The sequence below is a fragment of the Pseudomonas sp. 9Ag genome (genome assembly GCF_902506445.1).
Taxonomy (GTDB): domain Bacteria; phylum Pseudomonadota; class Gammaproteobacteria; order Pseudomonadales; family Pseudomonadaceae; genus Stutzerimonas; species Stutzerimonas stutzeri_AB.
The window spans coordinates 1,670,748-1,690,644 of sequence record NZ_LR733836.1; the positions used below are offsets into that span (position 1 = coordinate 1,670,748).

Annotated in this window: 17 protein-coding genes; 10 read left to right on the forward strand and 7 right to left on the reverse strand. The window is 60.7% G+C overall.

The annotated features are described in order from the left end of the window. Positions 1–24 precede the first annotated feature (24 nt). The 6 genes from ALTERO38_RS07370 to ALTERO38_RS07395 form a co-directional block, all read right to left on the reverse strand. Entirely contained in the window at positions 25–1,242 is a 1,218-nt protein-coding gene (locus ALTERO38_RS07370; RefSeq protein ID WP_102835094.1) for an ABC transporter substrate-binding protein, read from the reverse strand. 222 nt (positions 1,243–1,464) lie between these two features. Then, positions 1,465–2,181 carry an ABC transporter ATP-binding protein gene (locus ALTERO38_RS07375; RefSeq protein WP_148924396.1) on the reverse strand — a complete coding sequence of 239 codons (717 nt, stop codon included), beginning with the start codon at positions 2,179–2,181 and terminating at the stop codon, positions 1,465–1,467. Next, positions 2,178–2,951 carry an ABC transporter ATP-binding protein gene (locus tag ALTERO38_RS07380; protein ID WP_102835092.1) on the reverse strand — a complete coding sequence of 258 codons (774 nt, stop codon included), beginning with the start codon at positions 2,949–2,951 and terminating at the stop codon, positions 2,178–2,180. The genes ALTERO38_RS07375 and ALTERO38_RS07380 overlap by 4 nt, the downstream gene beginning before the upstream one ends. 246 nt (positions 2,952–3,197) lie before the next feature. Beyond that, positions 3,198–4,460, reverse strand: coding sequence for an OprD family porin (locus tag ALTERO38_RS07385; protein ID WP_159967844.1), 1,263 nt, complete (start codon positions 4,458–4,460; stop codon positions 3,198–3,200). Between the two features lie 104 nt (positions 4,461–4,564). Next, the gene (locus ALTERO38_RS07390; protein ID WP_159967845.1) at positions 4,565–5,158 is read right to left on the reverse strand and encodes a peroxidase-related enzyme; all 594 of its coding nucleotides are present in this window, start codon (positions 5,156–5,158) and stop codon (positions 4,565–4,567) included. Positions 5,159–5,221: 63 nt separating this feature from the next. Beyond that, on the reverse strand, positions 5,222–6,898 hold the full coding sequence (locus ALTERO38_RS07395) for an AMP-binding protein (protein ID WP_159967846.1): 1,677 nt from the start codon (positions 6,896–6,898) through the stop codon (positions 5,222–5,224). A 237-nt stretch (positions 6,899–7,135) separates the two neighbouring features. On the opposite strand from ALTERO38_RS07395, the gene ALTERO38_RS07400 reads away from it, so the two are divergent. From ALTERO38_RS07400 to ALTERO38_RS07415, 4 genes are all read left to right on the forward strand, one after another. Continuing rightward, positions 7,136–8,299, forward strand: a complete 1,164-nt coding sequence (locus tag ALTERO38_RS07400; RefSeq protein WP_102835090.1) for an isovaleryl-CoA dehydrogenase — start codon at positions 7,136–7,138, stop codon at positions 8,297–8,299. 152 nt (positions 8,300–8,451) lie between these two features. Then, positions 8,452–10,059 carry a carboxyl transferase domain-containing protein gene (locus ALTERO38_RS07405; protein WP_159967847.1) on the forward strand — a complete coding sequence of 536 codons (1,608 nt, stop codon included), beginning with the start codon at positions 8,452–8,454 and terminating at the stop codon, positions 10,057–10,059. 54 nt (positions 10,060–10,113) lie between these two features. Further along, positions 10,114–10,917, forward strand: coding sequence for a gamma-carboxygeranoyl-CoA hydratase (locus ALTERO38_RS07410; protein ID WP_102835088.1), 804 nt, complete (start codon positions 10,114–10,116; stop codon positions 10,915–10,917). Continuing rightward, positions 10,914–12,827, forward strand: coding sequence for an acetyl/propionyl/methylcrotonyl-CoA carboxylase subunit alpha (locus ALTERO38_RS07415; protein ID WP_159967848.1), 1,914 nt, complete (start codon positions 10,914–10,916; stop codon positions 12,825–12,827). The genes ALTERO38_RS07410 and ALTERO38_RS07415 overlap by 4 nt, the downstream gene beginning before the upstream one ends. A 200-nt stretch (positions 12,828–13,027) precedes the next feature. On the opposite strand, the gene ALTERO38_RS07420 is transcribed toward ALTERO38_RS07415, so the two are convergent. Then, entirely contained in the window at positions 13,028–14,650 is a 1,623-nt protein-coding gene (locus tag ALTERO38_RS07420) for a methyl-accepting chemotaxis protein (RefSeq protein WP_102835086.1), read from the reverse strand. 170 nt (positions 14,651–14,820) lie between these two features. Between ALTERO38_RS07420 and ALTERO38_RS07425 the strand changes: the two genes are divergently transcribed. The 6 genes from ALTERO38_RS07425 (at position 14,821) to ALTERO38_RS07450 (ending at position 19,896) form a co-directional block, all read left to right on the forward strand. Continuing rightward, complete coding sequence (locus tag ALTERO38_RS07425; protein WP_102835488.1) at positions 14,821–15,717, forward strand: hydroxymethylglutaryl-CoA lyase; 897 nt, start codon at positions 14,821–14,823, stop codon at positions 15,715–15,717. Between the two features lie 40 nt (positions 15,718–15,757). Continuing rightward, positions 15,758–16,453 (forward strand): CoA transferase subunit A, encoded by a 696-nt coding sequence (locus ALTERO38_RS07430; RefSeq protein ID WP_159967849.1) that lies wholly within the window; start codon positions 15,758–15,760, stop codon positions 16,451–16,453. Positions 16,454–16,455: 2 nt separating this feature from the next. Further along, a complete protein-coding gene (locus tag ALTERO38_RS07435; RefSeq protein WP_159967850.1) occupies positions 16,456–17,082 on the forward strand; it encodes a CoA transferase subunit B in 627 nt (208 codons plus the stop codon). A gap of 132 nt (positions 17,083–17,214) precedes the next feature. Beyond that, positions 17,215–17,610, forward strand: a complete 396-nt coding sequence (locus tag ALTERO38_RS07440) for a MerR family DNA-binding transcriptional regulator (protein WP_102835083.1) — start codon at positions 17,215–17,217, stop codon at positions 17,608–17,610. 377 nt (positions 17,611–17,987) lie between these two features. Beyond that, positions 17,988–19,073 (forward strand): TRAP transporter substrate-binding protein, encoded by a 1,086-nt coding sequence (locus ALTERO38_RS07445; RefSeq protein WP_159967851.1) that lies wholly within the window; start codon positions 17,988–17,990, stop codon positions 19,071–19,073. Positions 19,074–19,281: 208 nt separating this feature from the next. Next, positions 19,282–19,896: a TRAP transporter small permease subunit gene (locus ALTERO38_RS07450; RefSeq protein ID WP_256663810.1), complete on the forward strand. Its 615-nt coding sequence runs from the start codon at positions 19,282–19,284 to the stop codon at positions 19,894–19,896. Position 19,897 lies beyond the last annotated feature (1 nt).

The window sequence follows — 19,897 nt, forward strand, 5'->3', positions numbered from 1 at the left end:
CCGGGTAGCGGTACGCCAGTCTGGTCAGCCCTTCGGAGCCATCTGCTGGCACTGGCTCTCACCGATGGGACGGAAGGCCTCATCGCCCGGAATGGTGCTGACCACCTCATAGAGGTCCCACTCGCCCTTGGATTCGGCTGGGGTCTTCACCTTCACCAGATACATGTCGTGCACCATGCGGCCGTCTTCACGGATCTTCCCGTTCTTGGCAAACATGTCGTTGACCGGTGTCTTGGCCATCTGCGCGCGAACGACCTGGGCGTCGTCGCTGCCCGTTTCCTTCACGGCGTTGAGGTAATGCATGGTCGCCGAGTAGATACCGGCGGGGACCATGCCTGGCATGCGGCCAACGCGCTCTTCGTAACGCTTGGCCCAGGCGCGGGTTTCTTCGTTCATGTCCCAGTACCAGCCGGTGGTCAGCATCAGTCCCTGGGTGACGTCCAGCCCCATCGCGTGGATATCGTTGAGGAAGACGACCATGCCGGCGAGTTTCTGTCCGGATTGGGTCACGCCAAATTCGCTGGCGGTCTTCAACGAGTTCACCGTGTCTGCACCGGCGTTGGCCAGCGCGACCACATCGGCGCCTGAACCCTGGGCCTGGAGGATGTAGGAGGAGAAGTCACTGCTCGGGAATGGGTGGCGTACCGTGCCGACCACGCTGCCACCTTCGGCTTCGACGACCTTCTTGATGTCGTTTTCCATGGCGTGACCAAACGCGTAGTCCGCGGTGAGGATGAACCAGCTCTTGCCGCCATCTTTAAGCACGGCATTGGCGGTGCCGTTTGCCAGCGCGAAGGTGTCGTAGGTCCAGTGAATATGGCTTGGCGCGCAGTACTCGTTAGTGATGCTCGAAGCGGCGGCGCCGGAAATGAGCGCAAGCTTGCCGCCCTGCTCTACCACCTTGGCGGCTGCCAGCACCACGGAGCTGGCGACCATGCCGGTCACCATGTCGACGTTACGCTCGTCGATCCACTGGCGAACCGTATTGGCACCCACGTCGGGCTTGTTCAGATCGTCGGCGTTGAAGGTGACGATCTTCTTGCCGTTGACCGTGCCACCGAAATCCTCGATGGCCATTTGCAGTGCCTCCAGTCCACCAGGGCCAGACAGATCACGGTAGGTTCCTGACATATCGGCGAGATAACCGATGCGAACTTCATCGTTGCTGATTTCGGCCTGGGCGGCACCGGCGATCATGCTGGATACAAGGATGGCGGCTGCGGTTTTCTTGAGCATTTTCATATTCACCCACTGTGATTGTTTTTGTTGTGGCTATTGATCACCGGCATCTACTGCGGACCGGCTGGCTTGCAGGCGTTGTGAAGACATAACGAACGACGGGAAGGCAAGGCAAAAACAGGGGAGGATGCGGAGTTACGAGCTGTAAATGAGCATTCCAATCCTGTTCTTAACGCTGCATTACCGAGCGCAGTAGTTTTCACAATGACTGCTTGGCGAGGGTGGTCACACCCCCAGACAACTATTCAAAAACTCCTTTTTCGAATCCAGGTCTGCGGCGCTGATCTCTTCGATAATCTGCCCGTGCTCCATTACGTAATGACGGTCGGCCAGTGGTGCGGCGAAGCGGAAATTCTGCTCCACCAGCACGATGGTCAGGCCACGTTTCTTGAGCTTGATCAGGACCTCCGCGAGCTTTTGCACGATCACCGGAGCCAGACCTTCGGTGATTTCGTCGAGTAGAAGCAGATTGGCACCGGTGCGCAGGATGCGCGCCATCGCCAGCATCTGTTGCTCGCCGCCGGACAACCGCGTGCCTTGGCTGAAGCGACGCTCGTAGAGGTTGGGGAACATTTCGTAAAGCTCATCCAGCCCCATTCCGCCGCTGCGCACGGTCGGCGGTAACAACAGGTTTTCCTCGACGTTGAGACTGGAGAAAATGCCGCGCTCTTCAGGACAGTAGCCGACGCCGAGCCTTGGGATCTGGTGGGCAGGTATGCCGATGGTTTCGTTGCCATTGACGATGATGGAGCCGGTGCGCCGGCCGACCATGTTCATGATGGCGCGCAACGTGGTGCTGCGGCCGGAGCCGTTGCGACCCAGAAGGGTAACGAGTTCGCCTCGCCCCACCACCAGATCAACCCCATGCAGAATGTGGGATTCGCCGTAGAACGCATGCAGGTCATCGACCCGCAGCTGGTCGCGATCAGCTTTGGGCGTCATGCGTGAGCCTCCTCTGCGTTGGCTTCGCTACCCATGTAGGCCTCGCGCACCTCAGGATTTGCCGAGACGCTGTCGTAATCGCCCTCGGCCAGGACCGAACCGCGCGCCAGTACGGTGATGCGGTCACAAAGGCGGCTGACGACGCTGAGATTGTGCTCGACCATCAGCACCGTACGGTTTTCGGCAGCGCGTCGTACCAGCGCCACGACCATGTCGACGTCTTCACCGCCCATGCCTTGAGTCGGCTCGTCGAGCAGCAGCACGACCGGGTCCAGCGCGAGCGTAGTGGCCAGCTCAAGCGCGCGTTTGCGTCCGTAAGGCAGCTCGATGGCCAGCGTCTGGGCATAGCTTTCCAGATCGACCTCGGCAAGCAGCTGCAGCGCGCGCTCGTCGAGCTCGCGCAGAGTGCCTTCGGATTTCCAGAAGTGAAACGAATTGCCCATTTTCTGCTGCAATGCCACGCGCACGTTTTCCAGCACGCTCATGTGGCCGAACACCGCAGAAATCTGGAACGAGCGCACCAGGCCGAGACGTGCGATCTGATTCGCCTTCATCGAGGTGATGGCCTTGCCGCGGTAGAGGATCTCGCCCCGTGTAGGCGTCAGAAACTTGGTGAGGAGATTGAACACTGTCGTCTTGCCAGCCCCGTTGGGGCCGATCAGTGCATGGATGTGTCCCTTCTGTACACGCAGATCAACGGAATCCACTGCGGTGAAGCCGCGAAATTCCTTGGTCAGACCGCGCGTTTCCAGCACGAATTCCGGTGCCATGGGATGCCCTCTAACCCTGATTATTGTTGTTGGTTATGGCGCAGATCACTGGGTGACCTTTACGTAAACGATAACAACCGTTTACGAGTTGAAGCAAGCATCCTTTTCAAACGCTCGATTGAGCGTACTACTGGTCATGTCGGGCTATACAGCAGCAGCTGTACACGTGAAATGCCCTGAAAAAACCGGGCCGCAAGGGCCCGGCAAAAGATCAACGAGGAGTCATTGCTGTGTTGCTTTCTGGTCTTACCAGAGCGCCAGGGTGTAGCTGAGAATCACGCGGGTTTCGTTGATGTCACTGCCGAAGTTGCTGCGCACGGTTGCGTTGCGCACCTTCATGCCGAGGTTCTTCAACGGCCCGCTCTGGACTACATAGGCGATGTCGGTGTCGCGCTCCCACTCTTCACCTTCTGCGCCGCCTGCCAGGTTGACGTTGTCACCGGACACGTAGCGAGTCATCAGGCTCAGCCCGGGGATGCCCGCCGCAGCGAAGTCATAGTCGTAGCGAACCTGCCAGGATTTCTCGTCTTCGTTACCGAAGTCGTTGATCTGCAGCAGGTTGATCAGCATGTTGTCGCCACCGCTGATATACGCAAAACCGGTGTCGCCGCTCAACGTCTGGTAACCGCCAGTAAACGCGTGGCCGCCGAGCTTGTAGGTGAACAGTGCGCCGAAGGCGTTGTTGTCGACGTTGCTGCCGCCGTCATCGGTGGAGCGCACGTAGCGCAGGTCGGTCTTGAAGCTCTGGTTTTCGCCGAGCGCCATGATGTGGACCAGCTGCGTGTTGTGCTGCTTGTAGATGCCGTCCAGGCCGCCGTAGTAATAGCTACCGGTCAGTTCAGGCATGAACTGGTATTTGCCGCCGGCGAACATGAACTCGTCGCTGGTGGCGGTATTCCCCAGCACAATATTTCGCGCGCCGCCATTGAACACCGCCATCTCTTCGTAGTTCGAGGAGTCACGGTAGCTGGTGCGATCGAGCATGCCGACATCGAGCGTCAGCCCATCGACTTCCTTGCTCTGCAACCAGGCACCACGGTAGATGCTAGGCAACAGACGGCTGTCGTTGCGCATCACCACCGGGATGATCGGTTGCAGGGTGCCGACGTGCAGGGTCGTGTTGGACATCTTTGCTTTGGCAGTCAGGCCGGCGGTGCCGTAGTCGTCAGACGGCTGACCGGACGAGTCTCTCTGCAAGACACCGGTACCGGAGCGATCCGGGCTGGAATCAAGCTTGACGCCCAGCAGACCAAGGGCATCGAGGCCAAAGCCGACCGGCCCTTCGGTGTAGCCTGATTCCATTTTCAGAATGAAACCCTGCGCCCACTCGTCAGCCTTGGACTGCGGAGCGCCGGACTGACGGAAATCACGGTTCATGTAGAAGTTACGCAGCTCGACGGTGGCCTTGCTGTCATCGAGAAACGCGGCGGATGCCATGGTTGAGGTACCTAGCGCAGACGCTGCCAGGCTGCTGAAGAGGAAGAAACGGCTCAGGGGTTTCAATTGCATGATCATCTCTCTTGTTATTGTCTTCGTTGGTGCAGCTGATGGACCCGACCTCGCTCCTGTCGAGCCTCATTTACCGTCAGAGCGGTAAATCTCTTTACTGCCGCTCAATTCGCGACAGCCTTGGGCACCCGGCCCAGCAAATAGAATTCGTCGTTGGGCGGTGTTCTCGCCATCGACACCAGACGATTGGAAAGACCGAACAGCGCGGCAATCGCGCCAATGTCCCAAATGTCGTTCAGAGTGAAGCCCATCTTTTCCAGTCGCGCCTGCCACGCGTCATCCAGTACGCCACGCTCAGCGGCGAGATGCAGCGCAAAATCGAGCATAGCCCGCTGACGCTCACTGATTGTCGCGGTGCGGTAATTGACCGATATCTGGTCGGCGAGCAACGGATCCTTGGCGAGAATTCTCAGAATCGCGCCGTGCGCCACGACGCAGTACAGACAGCCGTGATCGGCACTAACCGCCACGACGATCATCTCCTTCTCGGCTTTGGTCAGGCTGTCACCTTCCCTTTCCATCAAAGCATCGTGGTAGTTAAAGAAGGCACGAAATTCATCGGGTCGATGAGCCAACATAAGAAAAACGTTAGGCACAAAGCCTGCTTTTTCCTGCACGGCGACAATCCGCTCGCGGATATCTGCCGGTAGCGCGTCCAGGTCATCGACCAGTGGAAAACGACTGATGGCTTGAGTCATGTGGCGCTCCGAATGGATACAGGGATGAACTACCGGCCAACCTCTGCCGACCGGGTAACCGTTCTAGTCGGCAAGCCCCAGCTCGGCGACGCTCACCTCACGCATGCGAAATTTCTGCACCTTGCCGCTGATCGTCATTGGAAACTCTTCCACGAACTTGATGTGCCTGGGCGTTTTGAAGTGCGCGATGCGGCCTTTGCAGAAACCGCGCAGATCGTCAGCACTGGCCTCATGCCCCGGATGCAGTTTGACCCAGGCAACGATCTCTTCACCGTAGGTCTTGTCAGGCACGCCGATCACCTGCACGTCTGCGACGGCCGGATGGGTAAACAGGAACTCCTCGACTTCCCGCGGATAAACGTTCTCACCGCCGCGAATAATCATGTCCTTGTTACGTCCGACGATCTTGATATAGCCCTCGTCGTCCATGATTGCCAGGTCGCCGGTATGCATCCAGCGCGCACCGTCAATCGCGCCGGCGGTAGCCTCCGGATTGCTCCAGTAGCCGAGCATCACGCTGTAGCCGCGTGTGCACAGCTCGCCGATCTGCCCGCGCGGAACGATGCGGTTGTGCTCGTCGACAACCTTGCTTTCCAGATGCGGCTGGGTACGCCCAACGCTGGTGACGCGGCGATCGAGGTCATCATCCGGGCCGGTTTGAGTCGAGACAGGACTGGTTTCGGTCATGCCATAGGCAATCTGCATCTCGGCCAGGTGCATATCGTCGATGACACGCTTCATGACTTCGATCGGGCAGGTGGAGCCGGCCATGATTCCGGTGCGCAGGTTGCTCAGATCCAGCGACTGGCGCTCTGGGTGGTCGAGCATGGCGATGAACATGGTCGGCACGCCGTACATGCCGGTGGCCTTTTCTTCGGCCGCTGCCTGCAGCGCCGCAAGCGGTTCGAACGCGGCACTTGGATAGATCATCGTGGTGCCGTGGGTGACGCAACCCAGATTGCCCATGACCATGCCAAAGCAGTGATAAAGCGGGACCGGAATCACCAGCCGGTCATGCTCGCTGAGTTTGAGGCTCTCACCGACCATGTAACCGTTATTGAGGATGTTGTAATGACTGAGCGTGGCGCCCTTGGGGAAGCCTGTGGTGCCGGAGGTGTACTGGATGTTGATCGGGTCATCGAACTGCAGCTGCTCGCCGCACTGGCGCAGTTGTTCCGGGCCTACGTTATCAGCCATGCCCATCAGCCCCTTCCACAGCAACATGCCATCTACCGGTTTGTCGCACAGGCTGATGACGCCACGTAGCTCCGGCAGCATATGGCTCTGCAGCGCGCCGATAGCGGAGCACTCCAGCTCCGGCAGCAGCTCATGGAGCATCGCGTGATAGTCGGAAGTCTTGAATGCATCTGCGCAGATCAGCCAACGGCAGCCGGACTGCTTCAGCGCGTATTCCAGTTCGTTCAGGCGATAGGCCGGGTTGATGTTCACCAGCACCACGCCCACCTTGGCGGTTGCAAACTGAGTGATGCACCACTGCGCATTGTTGGGCGACCAGATGCCCACCCGCTCGCCAGGCTTAAGGCCGAGCGCCAGCAAGCCGCGTGCGCAACGGTCCACTTCGTCGGCCAGCTGTGCCCAGGTGTAACGCAGGTTCTGGTGACGGACGACCAAGGCCTCACGGTCGGAGAACCGCTCGACAGCCCGGTCGAACGCCGCACCGATGGTCATCGGCAACAGGGGTTTGGTCTGCGGTCCGCAGGTGTAGCTCGGAAGACTCATGTCGAAATTCCTCAGTCTTATGTTTGTTATGAGGCCTTACTGCCACGAAGGCTGCAGTTGACAGTCATTCGGGACGTCGTTACGTTAACGTAAAGGTAACAGCGTGACAACCCACCGCACCCTACGCCTAAAGTCGGTATGGAAGCGGGACAAACGACAGGCTGAACCGCAGGTGAAAACCGGCTCTACTCCCTTCGGCGGCCGGATGAGAACAACTACAAGACAGACAGGTGGCACATGAACTATTCAGGCCTCAACTTCGCTCTCGGTGAAACCGTGGACATGCTTCGCGACCAGACCCGCGGTTTCGTTGCGAATGAACTGGCGCCTCGCGCCGAAGCCATCGACCGTGACAACCTCTTCCCCAGCGACATGTGGCGCAAGTTCGGCGACATGGGCCTGCTCGGTATCACCATAGACGAGGAATACGGCGGCGCTGGCATGGGTTACCTGGCGCATGTCATCGCCATCGAGGAGATCAGCCGCGGTTCAGCCTCGGTGGGCCTGTCCTACGGCGCGCATTCCAACCTCTGCGTCAACCAGATCAACCGCAACGGCACACCAGAGCAGAAGGCGAAGTACCTGCCCAAGCTGATTTCCGGTGAGCATGTCGGCGCACTGGCCATGAGCGAGCCCAACGCCGGCTCCGACGTGGTCTCGATGAAGCTGCGCGCCGACAAGAAAGGCGACCGCTACGTACTCAACGGCAGCAAGACCTGGATCACCAATGGTCCGGATGCCAACACCTACGTGATCTACGCCAAGACCGACCTCGACAAGGGTGCCCATGGCATCACGGCATTCATCGTCGAGCGCGACTGGAAGGGGTTCTCACGCGGCAGCAAGTTCGACAAGCTCGGCATGCGCGGCTCCAACACCTGCGAGCTGTTCTTCGATGACGTCGAGGTGCCGGAAGAGAACGTGCTGGGCGCCGAAAATGGCGGCGTCAAAGTACTGATGAGCGGCCTGGACTATGAACGCGTGGTGCTGGCCGGCGGCCCGGTCGGGATCATGCAGGCGTGCCTGGATGTCGTGGTGCCTTACATCCACGACCGCAAACAATTCGGCCAGAGCATCGGCGAATTCCAGTTCATCCAGGGCAAGGTGGCCGACATGTACACCCAGCTCAACGCCAGCCGCGCCTACCTGTACACCGTCGCGCAGGCTTGCGACCGTGGCGAAACCACCCGCAAGGATGCCGCCGGCGTGATCCTCTATACCGCCGAGGCGGCAACGCAGATGGCGCTGCAGGCTATCCAGATTCTCGGCGGCAACGGCTATATCAACGAATTCCCCACCGGCCGCCTGCTGCGAGATGCCAAGCTCTACGAGATTGGCGCTGGCACCAGCGAGATTCGTCGGATGTTGATCGGCCGCGAGCTGTTCAACGAAACCAAATAAGACAAAGCAGCAGAGGCGGAACGCGGTAACCGTAGGGTGGGCTTCAGCCCACCATTCCCGGAGGTGGTGGGCTGAAGCCCACCCTACCCAGGATGAAGTGCCACTTCGGCCATCGTCCAGCTCCAGCCTCCAGCGCTCTTTTCGAGGGTTCTATGGCCATCCTGAATACCCAGATCAACACCCGTTCACCCGAATTCGCCGCCAACCGCGTCGCGATGCTCGAACAGGTAAACAACCTGCGCACGCTGCTCGGGCGCGTCAGCGAAGGTGGTGGCGAGAAAGCCCAGCAACGCCACGTCGCCCGCGGCAAGCTGCTGGTACGCGACCGCATCAACGCACTCCTCGATCCCGGCTCAGCCTTTCTCGAAGTCGCGCCCCTGGCGGCTTATGAGGTCTACGGTGAAGACGTTGCTGCTGCGGGTGTGGTGGCTGGCATCGGCCGAGTCGAGGGCGTCGAATGCGTGATCATCGCCAATGACGCCACGGTAAAAGGTGGCAGCTACTACCCACTCACGGTGAAAAAACACCTGCGCGCGCAATCCATCGCCCAGCAGAATCGTTTGCCGTGCATCTATCTGGTGGATTCAGGCGGCGCCAACCTGCCGCGCCAGGATGAGGTGTTCCCGGACCGTGAACACTTCGGTCGCATCTTCTTCAACCAGGCCAACATGAGTGCCATGGGCATCCCGCAGCTCGCGGTGGTGATGGGCTCCTGCACCGCCGGTGGCGCCTATGTGCCAGCCATGGCTGACGAAACCATCATGGTGCGCAACCAGGCGACGATCTTTCTCGCCGGCCCGCCGTTGGTCAAAGCCGCGACGGGCGAAGTGGTCACCGCCGAAGATCTCGGCGGAGCCGATGTGCACTGTAAAACGTCCGGTGTGGCAGACCATTACGCCGAGAACGACGAGCACGCGCTGGCCATCGCCCGGCGCTGCGTCGCCAACCTCAACTGGAAAAAGCTTGGCCAGGTTCAGCCGCGCCAACCGCGTGCGCCGCTGTATGCCGCGGGCGAGCTTTATGGCGTAATCCCCGCACAATCCAAGCAGCCCTACGACGTGCGCGAGGTCATCGCGCGGCTGGTCGATGGCAGCGAATTCGACGAGTTCAAGGCGCTGTTCGGGACCACACTGGTCTGCGGCTTTGCCACGCTGCACGGCTACCCGATCGCGATCCTGGCGAACAACGGCATTCTGTTCGCCGAAGCCGCTCAGAAAGGTGCGCACTTTATCGAACTGGCCTGCCAGCGCGGCATCCCGCTGCTGTTCCTGCAGAACATCACCGGATTCATGGTTGGGCAGAAATACGAAACCGGCGGCATTGCCAAGCACGGCGCCAAGCTGGTCACTGCGGTCGCCTGCGCCCAGGTGCCGAAATTCACCGTAGTCATCGGCGGCAGCTTCGGTGCCGGCAACTACGGCATGTGCGGCCGAGCCTACGACCCGCGCTTCCTGTGGATGTGGCCCAACGCCCGTATCGGCGTGATGGGTGGCGAGCAGGCTGCCGGGGTATTGGTGCAGGTCAAGCGAGAGCAGGCCGAGCGCAGCGGACAGACCTTTTCGGAGCAGGACGAGGCGCAACTCAAACAGCCGATCCTCGAGCAATACGAGCACCAGGGGCACCCCTACTACTCCAGCGCGCGACTGTGGGATGACGGTGTTATTGATCCGGCGCAGACGCGCGACCTGCTGGGCCTGGCAATCTCGGCGAGTCTCAACGCACCGATCGAACAGACCCGGTTCGGCGTATTCCGGATGTAAGGCCCGCAACAGAGCGCAGTACTGACCGCTGGCTGGCTCGTATAGGAGAAGCAGATGACCGATTTCCAGACCATCGAATTGAACAAAGACGCGCGCGGCTTCGCCACCCTGTGGCTCAACCGACCGGAAAAGAACAACGCCTTCAACGCCGAAATGATCCGCGAGCTGGTACAGGCAATCGACACGGTACAGGCGGACAAGAGCCTGCGCTTCCTGCTGCTGCGCGGCCGCGGTAAGCACTTTTCGGCCGGGGCGGATCTGGCCTGGATGCAACAGTCGGCGAAGCTGGATTTCGATGCCAACCTCACCGACGCCCGCGAGCTGGCCGAACTGATGTACAGCCTCTACCACCTCAAGCTGCCGACGTTGGCGGTGGTGCAAGGCGCGGCTTTCGGCGGTGCAGTCGGGCTGGTGGCCTGCTGCGACATGGCCATCGGTGCGCATGACGCGCTGTTTTCCCTCTCCGAAGTGCGCATCGGCCTAGCGCCCGCGGTGATCAGCCCTTTCGTGGTCAAGGCCATGGGCGAACGCGCCACACGCCGCTACGCCATGACGGGCGAACGCTTCAGTGGCGAGCGCGCCCGCGACCTCGGCCTGTTGTCCGAGACCTACGCCGCCGCCGAACTGGATGACGCCTTGCACGGCTGGCTCGACAACCTGTTGCTCAACAGCCCGCAGGCCATGCGAGCCAGCAAGGATCTCTTACGCGAAGCCGCCAGCATCTCGCTGAGCCCGGCGCTGCGCCGCTACACCGAAAATGCCATTGCGCGCATACGGGTCAGCCCCGAAGGACAGGAAGGCCTCAACGCCTTTCTGGAGAAGCGCAAACCCAATTGGACGCAGGAGCCAGAACAATGATAACTACCCTGCTGGTCGCAAACCGGGGCGAAATCGCCTGCCGCGTGATGCGTACCGCCAAGGCCATGGGCCTCACCACCGTAGCTGTGCACAGCGCCATCGACCGTGATGCCCGGCATGCACGCGAAGCCGACATTCGCGTTGACCTCGGCGGCGCCAAGCCGGCCGACAGTTACCTGCTGATCGACAAGCTGATCGCCGCCGCCAAGGCCAGCGGCGCGCAGGCGATTCATCCGGGCTACGGCTTCCTTTCCGAGAATGCCGACTTCGCTCGCGCCATCGAGGATGCCGGCCTGATATTCCTTGGCCCGCCTGCCTCGGCCATCGATGCCATGGGCAGCAAATCGGCGGCCAAGGCACTGATGGAAAAGGCTGGCGTGCCACTGGTGCCCGGCTATCACGGCGAAGCCCAGGACGTGGAAACCTTCCGCATCGCTGCAGAAAAGATTGGCTACCCGGTATTGCTCAAGGCCACTGCAGGCGGTGGCGGCAAAGGCATGAAGGTGGTCGAGCGCGAGGCTGATCTGGCCGAGGCGCTGCAATCGGCCCAGCGCGAGGCGCAGTCGTCGTTTGGCGACTCGCGCATGCTGGTCGAGAAATACGTCCTCAAGCCCCGTCACGTCGAGATCCAGGTGTTCGCCGATCAGCACGGCAATTGCCTCTACCTCAACGAGCGCGACTGCTCGATCCAGCGCCGGCACCAGAAGGTCGTCGAGGAAGCGCCCGCCCCGGGTCTCTCCGCTGAGCTGCGCCGGGCCATGGGCGAAGCCGCGGTGAAGGCTGTGCAGGCCATCGGCTACGTCGGCGCCGGAACGGTCGAGTTCCTGCTTGATGCCCGTGGCGAGTTCTTCTTCATGGAAATGAACACCCGCCTGCAGGTCGAGCACCCGGTCACCGAGGCCATCACCGGACTCGACCTGGTGGCCTGGCAGATCCGCGTTGCCCGTGGCGAACCGCTGCCAATCACCCAGGATCAGGTACCGCTCACGGGCCACGCTATCGAAGTGCGGCTGTATGCCGAAGATCCGGACAACGACTTCCTGCCGGCCACCGGTACGCTCGACCTGTACCGCGAATCGGCCGCAGGGCCTGGGCGTCGGGTCGACAGCGGCGTGACAGAAGAAGACACCGTTTCGCCGTTCTACGACCCGATGCTCGGCAAACTCATCGCCTGGGGTGAAAACCGTGAAGAAGCGCGCCTGCGTTTGCTGGCGATGCTGGATGAGACCTGCGTTGGCGGCGTGCGCACCAACCTTGCTTTTCTGCGTCGCGTAATCGGGCATCCGGCGTTCGCAGCGGCAGAGCTGGACACCGGCTTCATCCCGCGCCACGAAGCGGAGCTGATGCGCGCACCCGGCGAACTGCCCGACGCGTTCTGGCAGCTGGCCGCCGGGCTGTTCGTGCAGACCGAGCCGGCGAAAATTCGTGAGGACGACCTTCATTCGCCTTGGGCAAAGCGCGATGGCCTGCGCTTCGGTATGCCGGCGCGGATCGGCGTGCACCTGCAATGCAACGGTGAAAGCCGACTGGTGCGCATCGATACTGCCACCGCCAGAAGCGAGTTGGCCGCCTCGCAAGCCAGCCGTCAGCCAAAGACCATCCGAAAGGACGAAACGCTTTACCTTGAATGGAATGGCGAGTTGCAGGCGGTCAGCGCGTTCGATCCCATCGCCGAAGTCGAGGCCAGCCACCACCATCACGGCGGCCTCACCGCCCCCATGAATGGCAGCATTGTTCGCGTACTGGTCGAGGCCGGGCAGACCGTCGAGGCCGGCACCACACTGGTCGTGCTGGAAGCGATGAAGATGGAGCACAGCATCCGAGCCGCCGAAGCGGGCGTGGTGAAAGCCGTCTTCTGCACTGAAGGCGAGATGATCAGTGAAGGCACCACTTTGGTAGAGCTTGAGTGATTAAAGCCGCCGCAGGCCAGGCAATCGGGCAGGCTCTGCCGGCCTCGCCAGGCACTGGCGGCGTAGGGCCGGCCGCTCAGAACGGCTGTTGTAGAAGCAAGCCTGCTTGCGAAGGCAGCGACCCGAGTGGTCGCCGTTCTCGCGGACGAGCAATAAATCTCCCTTCACGCTCCGGGAGCTGCGCAGTCACAGCGCAGCGGCTACATCCGGAAACGACTCACCAGTCCATTCAGATCCACCGCCAGGCGCGACAGCTCCTGAGTCGCCACACTGGTTTGCTGGGCGCCAGCAGAGGTTTGCACCGAGAGATCACGAATGCTGACAAGGTTACGGTCAATCTCACGGGCGACCTGCGCCTGCTCCTCCGACGCACTGGCGATGACCAGGTTGCGCTCGTTGATTCCGGCGACCGTCTCGGCAATCCGCACCAGGGCAACGCCAGCCGCTTCGGCCTTGTTCAGGGTGGTCTGCGCGCGCGAGGCGCCTTGTTGCAGCGCTTCGACTGTCAGCCCGGTGCCTTGCTGAATGCTGCCAAGCATCGACTCGATTTCTCGGGTCGACTCACCGGTACGTTTCGCCAATGCTCGCACCTCATCCGCCACCACGGCGAAGCCGCGGCCGGCGTCTCCGGCTCGCGCCGCCTCGATGGCAGCGTTCAGGGCCAGCAGGTTGGTCTGCTCGGCCACCGCGCGGATCACATCCAGCACACGGGTGATGTTGTGGGTCTGATCGGCCAACTCACCGGCACGGGCCGAGGCGCTGACAACATCAGCCGCCAAAGCCTGTATCGATGCAATGGCGTCTTCGAGCTGCATACGTCCCTGTTGAGCCGACTCGCTGGAAGCCCGCGACGCCTCGGAGGTGGAAACGGCATTGCTGGCCACCTCTTCGACCGCACAAGTCATCTCATTCACCGCCGTGGCGGCCTGTTCAATCTGATCGTTCTGCCGCTGCAAGCCCTCGGTGCTGTCCAGCATGACAGCGCTCATTTCTTCGGCCGAAGCCGTCAGCACATGGGCCGAATCGTTGATCTGCCCGATGATGCTACGCAGGTTGGCCTGCATCTCGCTCAGCGAGGTCAGCAGCTCAGTGGCTTCGTCGTTGCCATTAACATGAACTTCATGGGTGAGGTCGCCTTTGGCAATCTGATTCGAAACGGCGACAGCGCGACGCATGGGCCGCACGATGCTGGCGGTCAACAGCAGCGCCAGCGCAACGGTCGAGACCAACGCAACCAGGATCACCGAGGCGATCACCCTCTGCGCGTTCCGATAAACGGACGTGGCCGCCTCGACAGCATGATGGGCGCCCTCCTCGTTAAACGACCGGAGTTCCAACAAAGCCTGTTCGAGCTGGTGGCTAAGCTCGCTAACCCGCGCGTTCACCGCGGCAGCCCTGTCCTCGCTCGGGTTGGCGGCAAGCACGCGCTGGCGATCCTGAAGCGCTTGGGGATAGCTGGCGTATACATTCTTGACGACACCGAACACGCGAGCCTCATCAGGATTGGATATGTGCTCCTCGTAACGAGCCATCAGCTGGCTGAGCTTGGTCATTGCTGCAGCGATCTGCTCGTCGCTCTTGCGAAGCGTTTCGGCGTCTTGGAAGGCCAACTGCCGCATGGATTCGATCCGCACGTGAGCAAGATTCAGCGCCATATCGTCAGCGGCCGCCTGGCTTGGCATCCAATCGGAGTCGATCTCGCTGCCCGCAGCACGTATCGCGGACATCTGCATCAGGCTGAACAACCCAAGCGCGGCCAGCAGCACGGCTACAAGCGCAAAGAACAGCAGCGTGCGATGGGAGATTTTCAATTTGCGTAGCATGGCGGTTCTCAAACGTGGTGCCGCCAGCAAGAGGCGGGGCTTCCAGTTTTATCTGCCATGCTGTTGATAACTTGAGCCGCAGAGTCTTGCTATGACCTGCCGGTCATCGGCTTTCACCGCACGGCGCTCGAACTTGTTCATGAGGACAACCAATGACTCCAACCACTGAAATGCCACGTCGGGTACGCCTTGTAGAAGTCGGCCCCCGCGACGGCCTGCAGAACGAAAAGCAGCCCATCAGCGTTGCAGACAAGGTTCGCCTGGTCGACGACCTCACCAGCGCGGGGCTGCACTATGTCGAGGTGGGCAGCTTCGTCTCGCCCAAGTGGGTGCCACAAATGGCGGGTTCTGCCGATGTGTTCGCGCAGATCAAGCAGAAGCCCGGCGTCACCTACGCCGCGCTGACGCCCAATATGAAAGGACTCGAAGCAGCCATCGAAGCCGGAGTCAGTGAAGTGGCTGTGTTTGGCGCCGCCTCGGAAGCCTTCTCGCAAAAGAACATCAACTGCTCCATCGACGAAAGCCTGGCGCGCTTCGCTCCGCTGATGACTGCAGCGCGCGAGAACGGCATTCAGGTACGCGGCTACGTCTCTTGCGTGTTGGGCTGCCCTTACGAAGGCGAAGTAGACCCCAAGCGCGTCGCGCATGTGGCGCACGAGCTGTTCGCCATGGGCTGCTATGAGGTTTCGCTGGGCGACACCATCGGTGCCGGCACACCGGGCAAAACCCGTCAGCTGATCGAGGCGGTCAGTCGCGAGGTTCCGCGTGACAAGCTCGCCGGTCACTTTCACGACACCTATGGTCAGGCGCTGGCGAACATCTACGCCAGCCTGCTGGAAGGCGTCGGCACCTTCGACAGTTCGGTCGCAGGCCTCGGCGGTTGCCCCTATGCCAAAGGCGCCAGCGGCAATGTGGCCAGTGAAGACGTGCTCTACATGCTCGACGGCCTGGGCATTCAGACCGGCATCGACCTGAACGCGCTGATCGCGGCCGGTCAGCGCATCAGCGATGTGCTGGGTCGTCCCAACGGATCACGCGTCGCGCGGGCCCGACTGAGCGCTGAGTAACCCGAGTCTGTAGCCAACCTCAGATAACAAGAGGCATTTCATGAACAAGATCTATCCCAACGCCAAGCAGGCGCTCGACGGCCTGGTCGAGGATGGCATGACGCTCGCCGTTGGCGGTTTTGGCCTGTGCGGCATTCCCGAGGCACTGATCGAGGCACTGCGCGACACGGGCAAGAAAGACCTCACCGTGATCAGCAACAACGCTGGCGTCGACGGCTTTGGCCTCGGTCTGCTGCTCGAGACGCGCCAGGTGCGCAAGATGATTTCCTCCTACGTCGGTGAGAACAAGGAGTTCGAGCGCCAGTACCTGGCCGGCGAACTGGCACTCGAATTCACCCCGCAAGGCACCCTGGCCGAGAAACTGCGCGCCGCTGGCTCCGGCATACCCGCGTTCTATACCCGTACCGGTTACGGCACGCTGATCGCCGAAGGCAAGGAAACCCGCCAGTTCAATGGCGAGTGGTACGTGATGGAAGAGTCGCTGCCCGTCGACGTATCGCTGGTCAAAGCTTACAAGGCGGACAAGGCCGGCAACCTGGTTTTCAACAAGACCGCGCGCAACTTCAACCCGCTGGCGGCCATGGCAGGCAAGGTTTGCGTGGTCGAGGTTGATCATCTGGTGGAAACCGGAGAACTGGACGCCGACCAGATCCACCTGCCGGGCATTTACGTGCAGCGCATCATCCATAACCCGAACGCCGAGAAACGCATCGAAAAACGTACGGTGAGGAGCTGATCATGGCCTGGACACGCGAACAGATGGCGCAACGCGCCGCGCAGGAGCTGCAGGACGGTTTCTACGTCAACCTGGGCATCGGCTTGCCGACTCTCGTCGCCAACTACATTCCCGAAGGGATGGACGTCTGGCTGCAGAGTGAGAATGGCCTGCTCGGCATCGGTCCCTTCCCTACCGAAGACGAGATCGACCCGGACCTGATCAATGCCGGCAAGCAGACCGTCACCGCCCTCCCCGGCAGCGCCTTCTTCGACAATGCGATGAGTTTCGGCATGATCCGCGGCGGCCATATCAATCTAGCCATTCTTGGCGCCATGCAGGTCTCGGAGAAAGGCGACCTGGCGAACTGGATGATCCCCGGCAAGATGGTCAAGGGCATGGGCGGTGCGATGGATTTGGTGGCTGGGGTCAAGCGCGTGGTCGTCTTGATGGAGCACACCGCCAAAGGCGCGCACAAGATCATCAAGCAGTGCGACCTGCCGCTGACCGGCGTCGGTGTAGTCAACCGGATCATTACCGATTTGGGCGTGCTTGACGTAACCGAGCAAGGCCTGAAGCTGGTAGAGCTGGCCGACGGGGTGAGCTTCGAGGAGATGCAAAACGCCACTGGTTGTTCGATCCAGCAATGAGTGGCGCGATATGGCCCGACGCCACTGTGCACCGGGCCAACGCAGCGTGTAGCCTTGACTCGCTTTCAAACCGTAGTAAACGCGCCCGGCTCCACGTGAGCCGTGGGTGGATAGGCAGAACTGGATACCTTCATGGCAAAGCAGACGTACAGCATTTCCGATTTGGCCAACGAGCTCGATATCACCACCCGCGCCATACGCTTTTATGAGGAACAAGGCATGCTCTCGCCGAAGCGGCGCGGCCAGGAGCGTATCTACACCCCTAAGGATCGTGTCGCCCTGAAGCTCATCCTGCGTGGCAAGCGCATCGGCTTCTCGCTCGCCGAATGCAAGACCCTGATCGAACTCTACGACCCCAAGGCCGGCAACCAGAAACAGCTGAACATCATGCTTGGCATGATTGCCGAACGCCGCCAGCAGCTCGAACAGCAATTGCTTGATATTCAGCAAATGCAGCTGGAACTTGATACCGCCGAAGAACGTTGCCTCACCGCGCTGAAGGCGACCGTGGAAAAGGATGTGGGCTGAGTCCGGCCCCCGCTTTCGCTTAAAGCACCCTAGAGGGAAAGATCGCAGCGCTCCTAACGTCATGCTTGCTGCCGGATTGAGCCTTCGGGTCCAGATATATAGACATCAGTCCAGAGGTTTGGACAGCCCTTAGGTCGGCGCGGATGAGTGTCCGGCCAGTTGGACACATGCAAAATTGGCTGAACGCCGATAAGCCTCTGGCCCGTGGGTTATCAGGTTTTCCCACAGTCAGGCACAGAACCTGCTAAGTAATACAGGCAAGACGCCAGAACACCTGGCGGGACGATAAATCAGTGCTGCCTCGTCTCGCTTTCCGGCCAACTGAACGCCGGCCCGCGCCTCTGGTTACCAAAACAAAAAAAAGAAGGAAACCTGCAATGTCGATATCCAAAAAGCTGTCCCGACTCGCCTGCGCCATCGGTGCTACCACCCTTCTCAGCGCCAGCCTGATCAGCGCTGACGTCATGGCAGCCGAGAAGATTCGCTGGCAAGTGCCCCTGGCCTTTCCCTCTCACCTGGTCGGTCTGACCACACCTATCAAGCATCTCTCAGAATCCCTCAAAGCCATTTCTGGCGGTGATATCCAGCTGCGCTACTACGAGCCTGGCGAACTGGTGCCACCCTTCGAAATCATGGATGCAGTCAGCAACGGCAAGTACCCCGCTGGCTACACCTGGATCGGCTACGACCAGGGCACAATTGCCTCACTACCCCTGTACTCCGGCGCACCCTTCAACATGGAGCCGCCAGCGTATCTGGCCTGGTACTACGAGGGTGATGGCAAGAAGCTGCTTGAAGAGATTTATGCCGAGCGCAACATTCACCCGATGCTCTGCAGCATCATCGGTCCTGAGGGTGCGGGTTGGTTTGCCAAGCCAATCGAGAAGCTGGAAGACTTCGATGGCCTACGCATCCGCTTTGCCGGCATCGGCGGCAAGGTACTGGAGAAGCTCGGCGCCTCGGTCACCATGATCCCCGGCGGCGAGATCTATCAGGCGCTGGAGCGCAAGACCATCGACGCCACCGAGTTCTCGCAGCCAGCAATCGACAAGATGCTGGGCCTCGATCAGATCATCAAGAACTACATCATGCCGGGCTGGCACCAGACGCTGACCACCTCGCACCTGCTGGTCAACAAGGACGTCTGGAACAAGCTTGAGCCACAGAGCCGCGCGTTGATCGAGATGGGTTGCGAGTCGGCCACGCTCAAAGGCTTTGCAGAGAGCGAGTGGGCCCAGCCGACCGCCTTGCGCGAGTACGAAAAGCAAGGCGTGAAGGCCCAGGTGCTGCCTGAAGAAGTACTGCGTGAGCTGGAGCGCGTAACCAACGAAGTGCTCGATGAAATCGCCGCCAAGGACGAGATGTTCAACCGCGTTCTGAGCAGCCAGCGCGACTTCATGAAGCATCACTCGATCTGGCACGGCAAAGGCTACTTGCCGCGCGATTACTACCAGTACGAGTGATCCACTCAGCAAAGCCTAGTACCCGCTAGGGTTGGCCTTTCATAAACGTTTGGATCCTGCTGTGCTGAGGTCTCTGCGGTCGGTCGGCAACTGCCGAAGCGCAGTAACGCAGTCTTAGCACAGCAGGTGAAGAATCTTGCCGACCTGACAGGTCTCTAGCGCACGGTTCGCGCCGTGCTTTCTCCTGGTTCGGATCTCCGAGGTGGCCGTGTCCGCTCATCCCGTTTCCCCTGATGACGCAGTGCCTGCCGCTCAAGCGGATGCACTGCCTCACAACAAACTGTCCTGGTGGCTGGACAAGGCGCTGGTCGCCATTGGCGAAGCCAGCGCATGGATCTGGCTGCTGGTTCTGGCAGTGGTGCTGACCAACGTGTTCAGCCGCTTCGTGCTGTCTCGCGGCTCGATTGCGTTGGAAGAATTGTCCTGGCATCTGTTCGGTGCCGCTTTGATGCTCGCCCTGGCCTATGCCGTGGTGCGTGACGACCATGTCCGCGTCGACGTGCTGCGCGAGAAATTCACGCTGCGCAGCCAGGCCATCATCGAACTGCTGGCGATCCTGATATTGGCATTGCCAATCGTGGTGTTGATGGTCGATGCGCTGGTGCCCTTCGCCTACCAAGCCTTCATCTATGACGAGCGTTCTCAGGCGCCAAGCGGGCTGCCGCACCGTTACATCTTCAAGAGCGTATTGCCCATCGGGCTGACGCTGGTTGCGCTGGCCTTGCTGTCACGGGCCACGCGCTGCAGCACGCTGCTATTCAACTTTCCCCGGGCCTTCGTAGCCCCGACGCATGACCGCGACCGCGGCCATTCGCAGCCCTGAT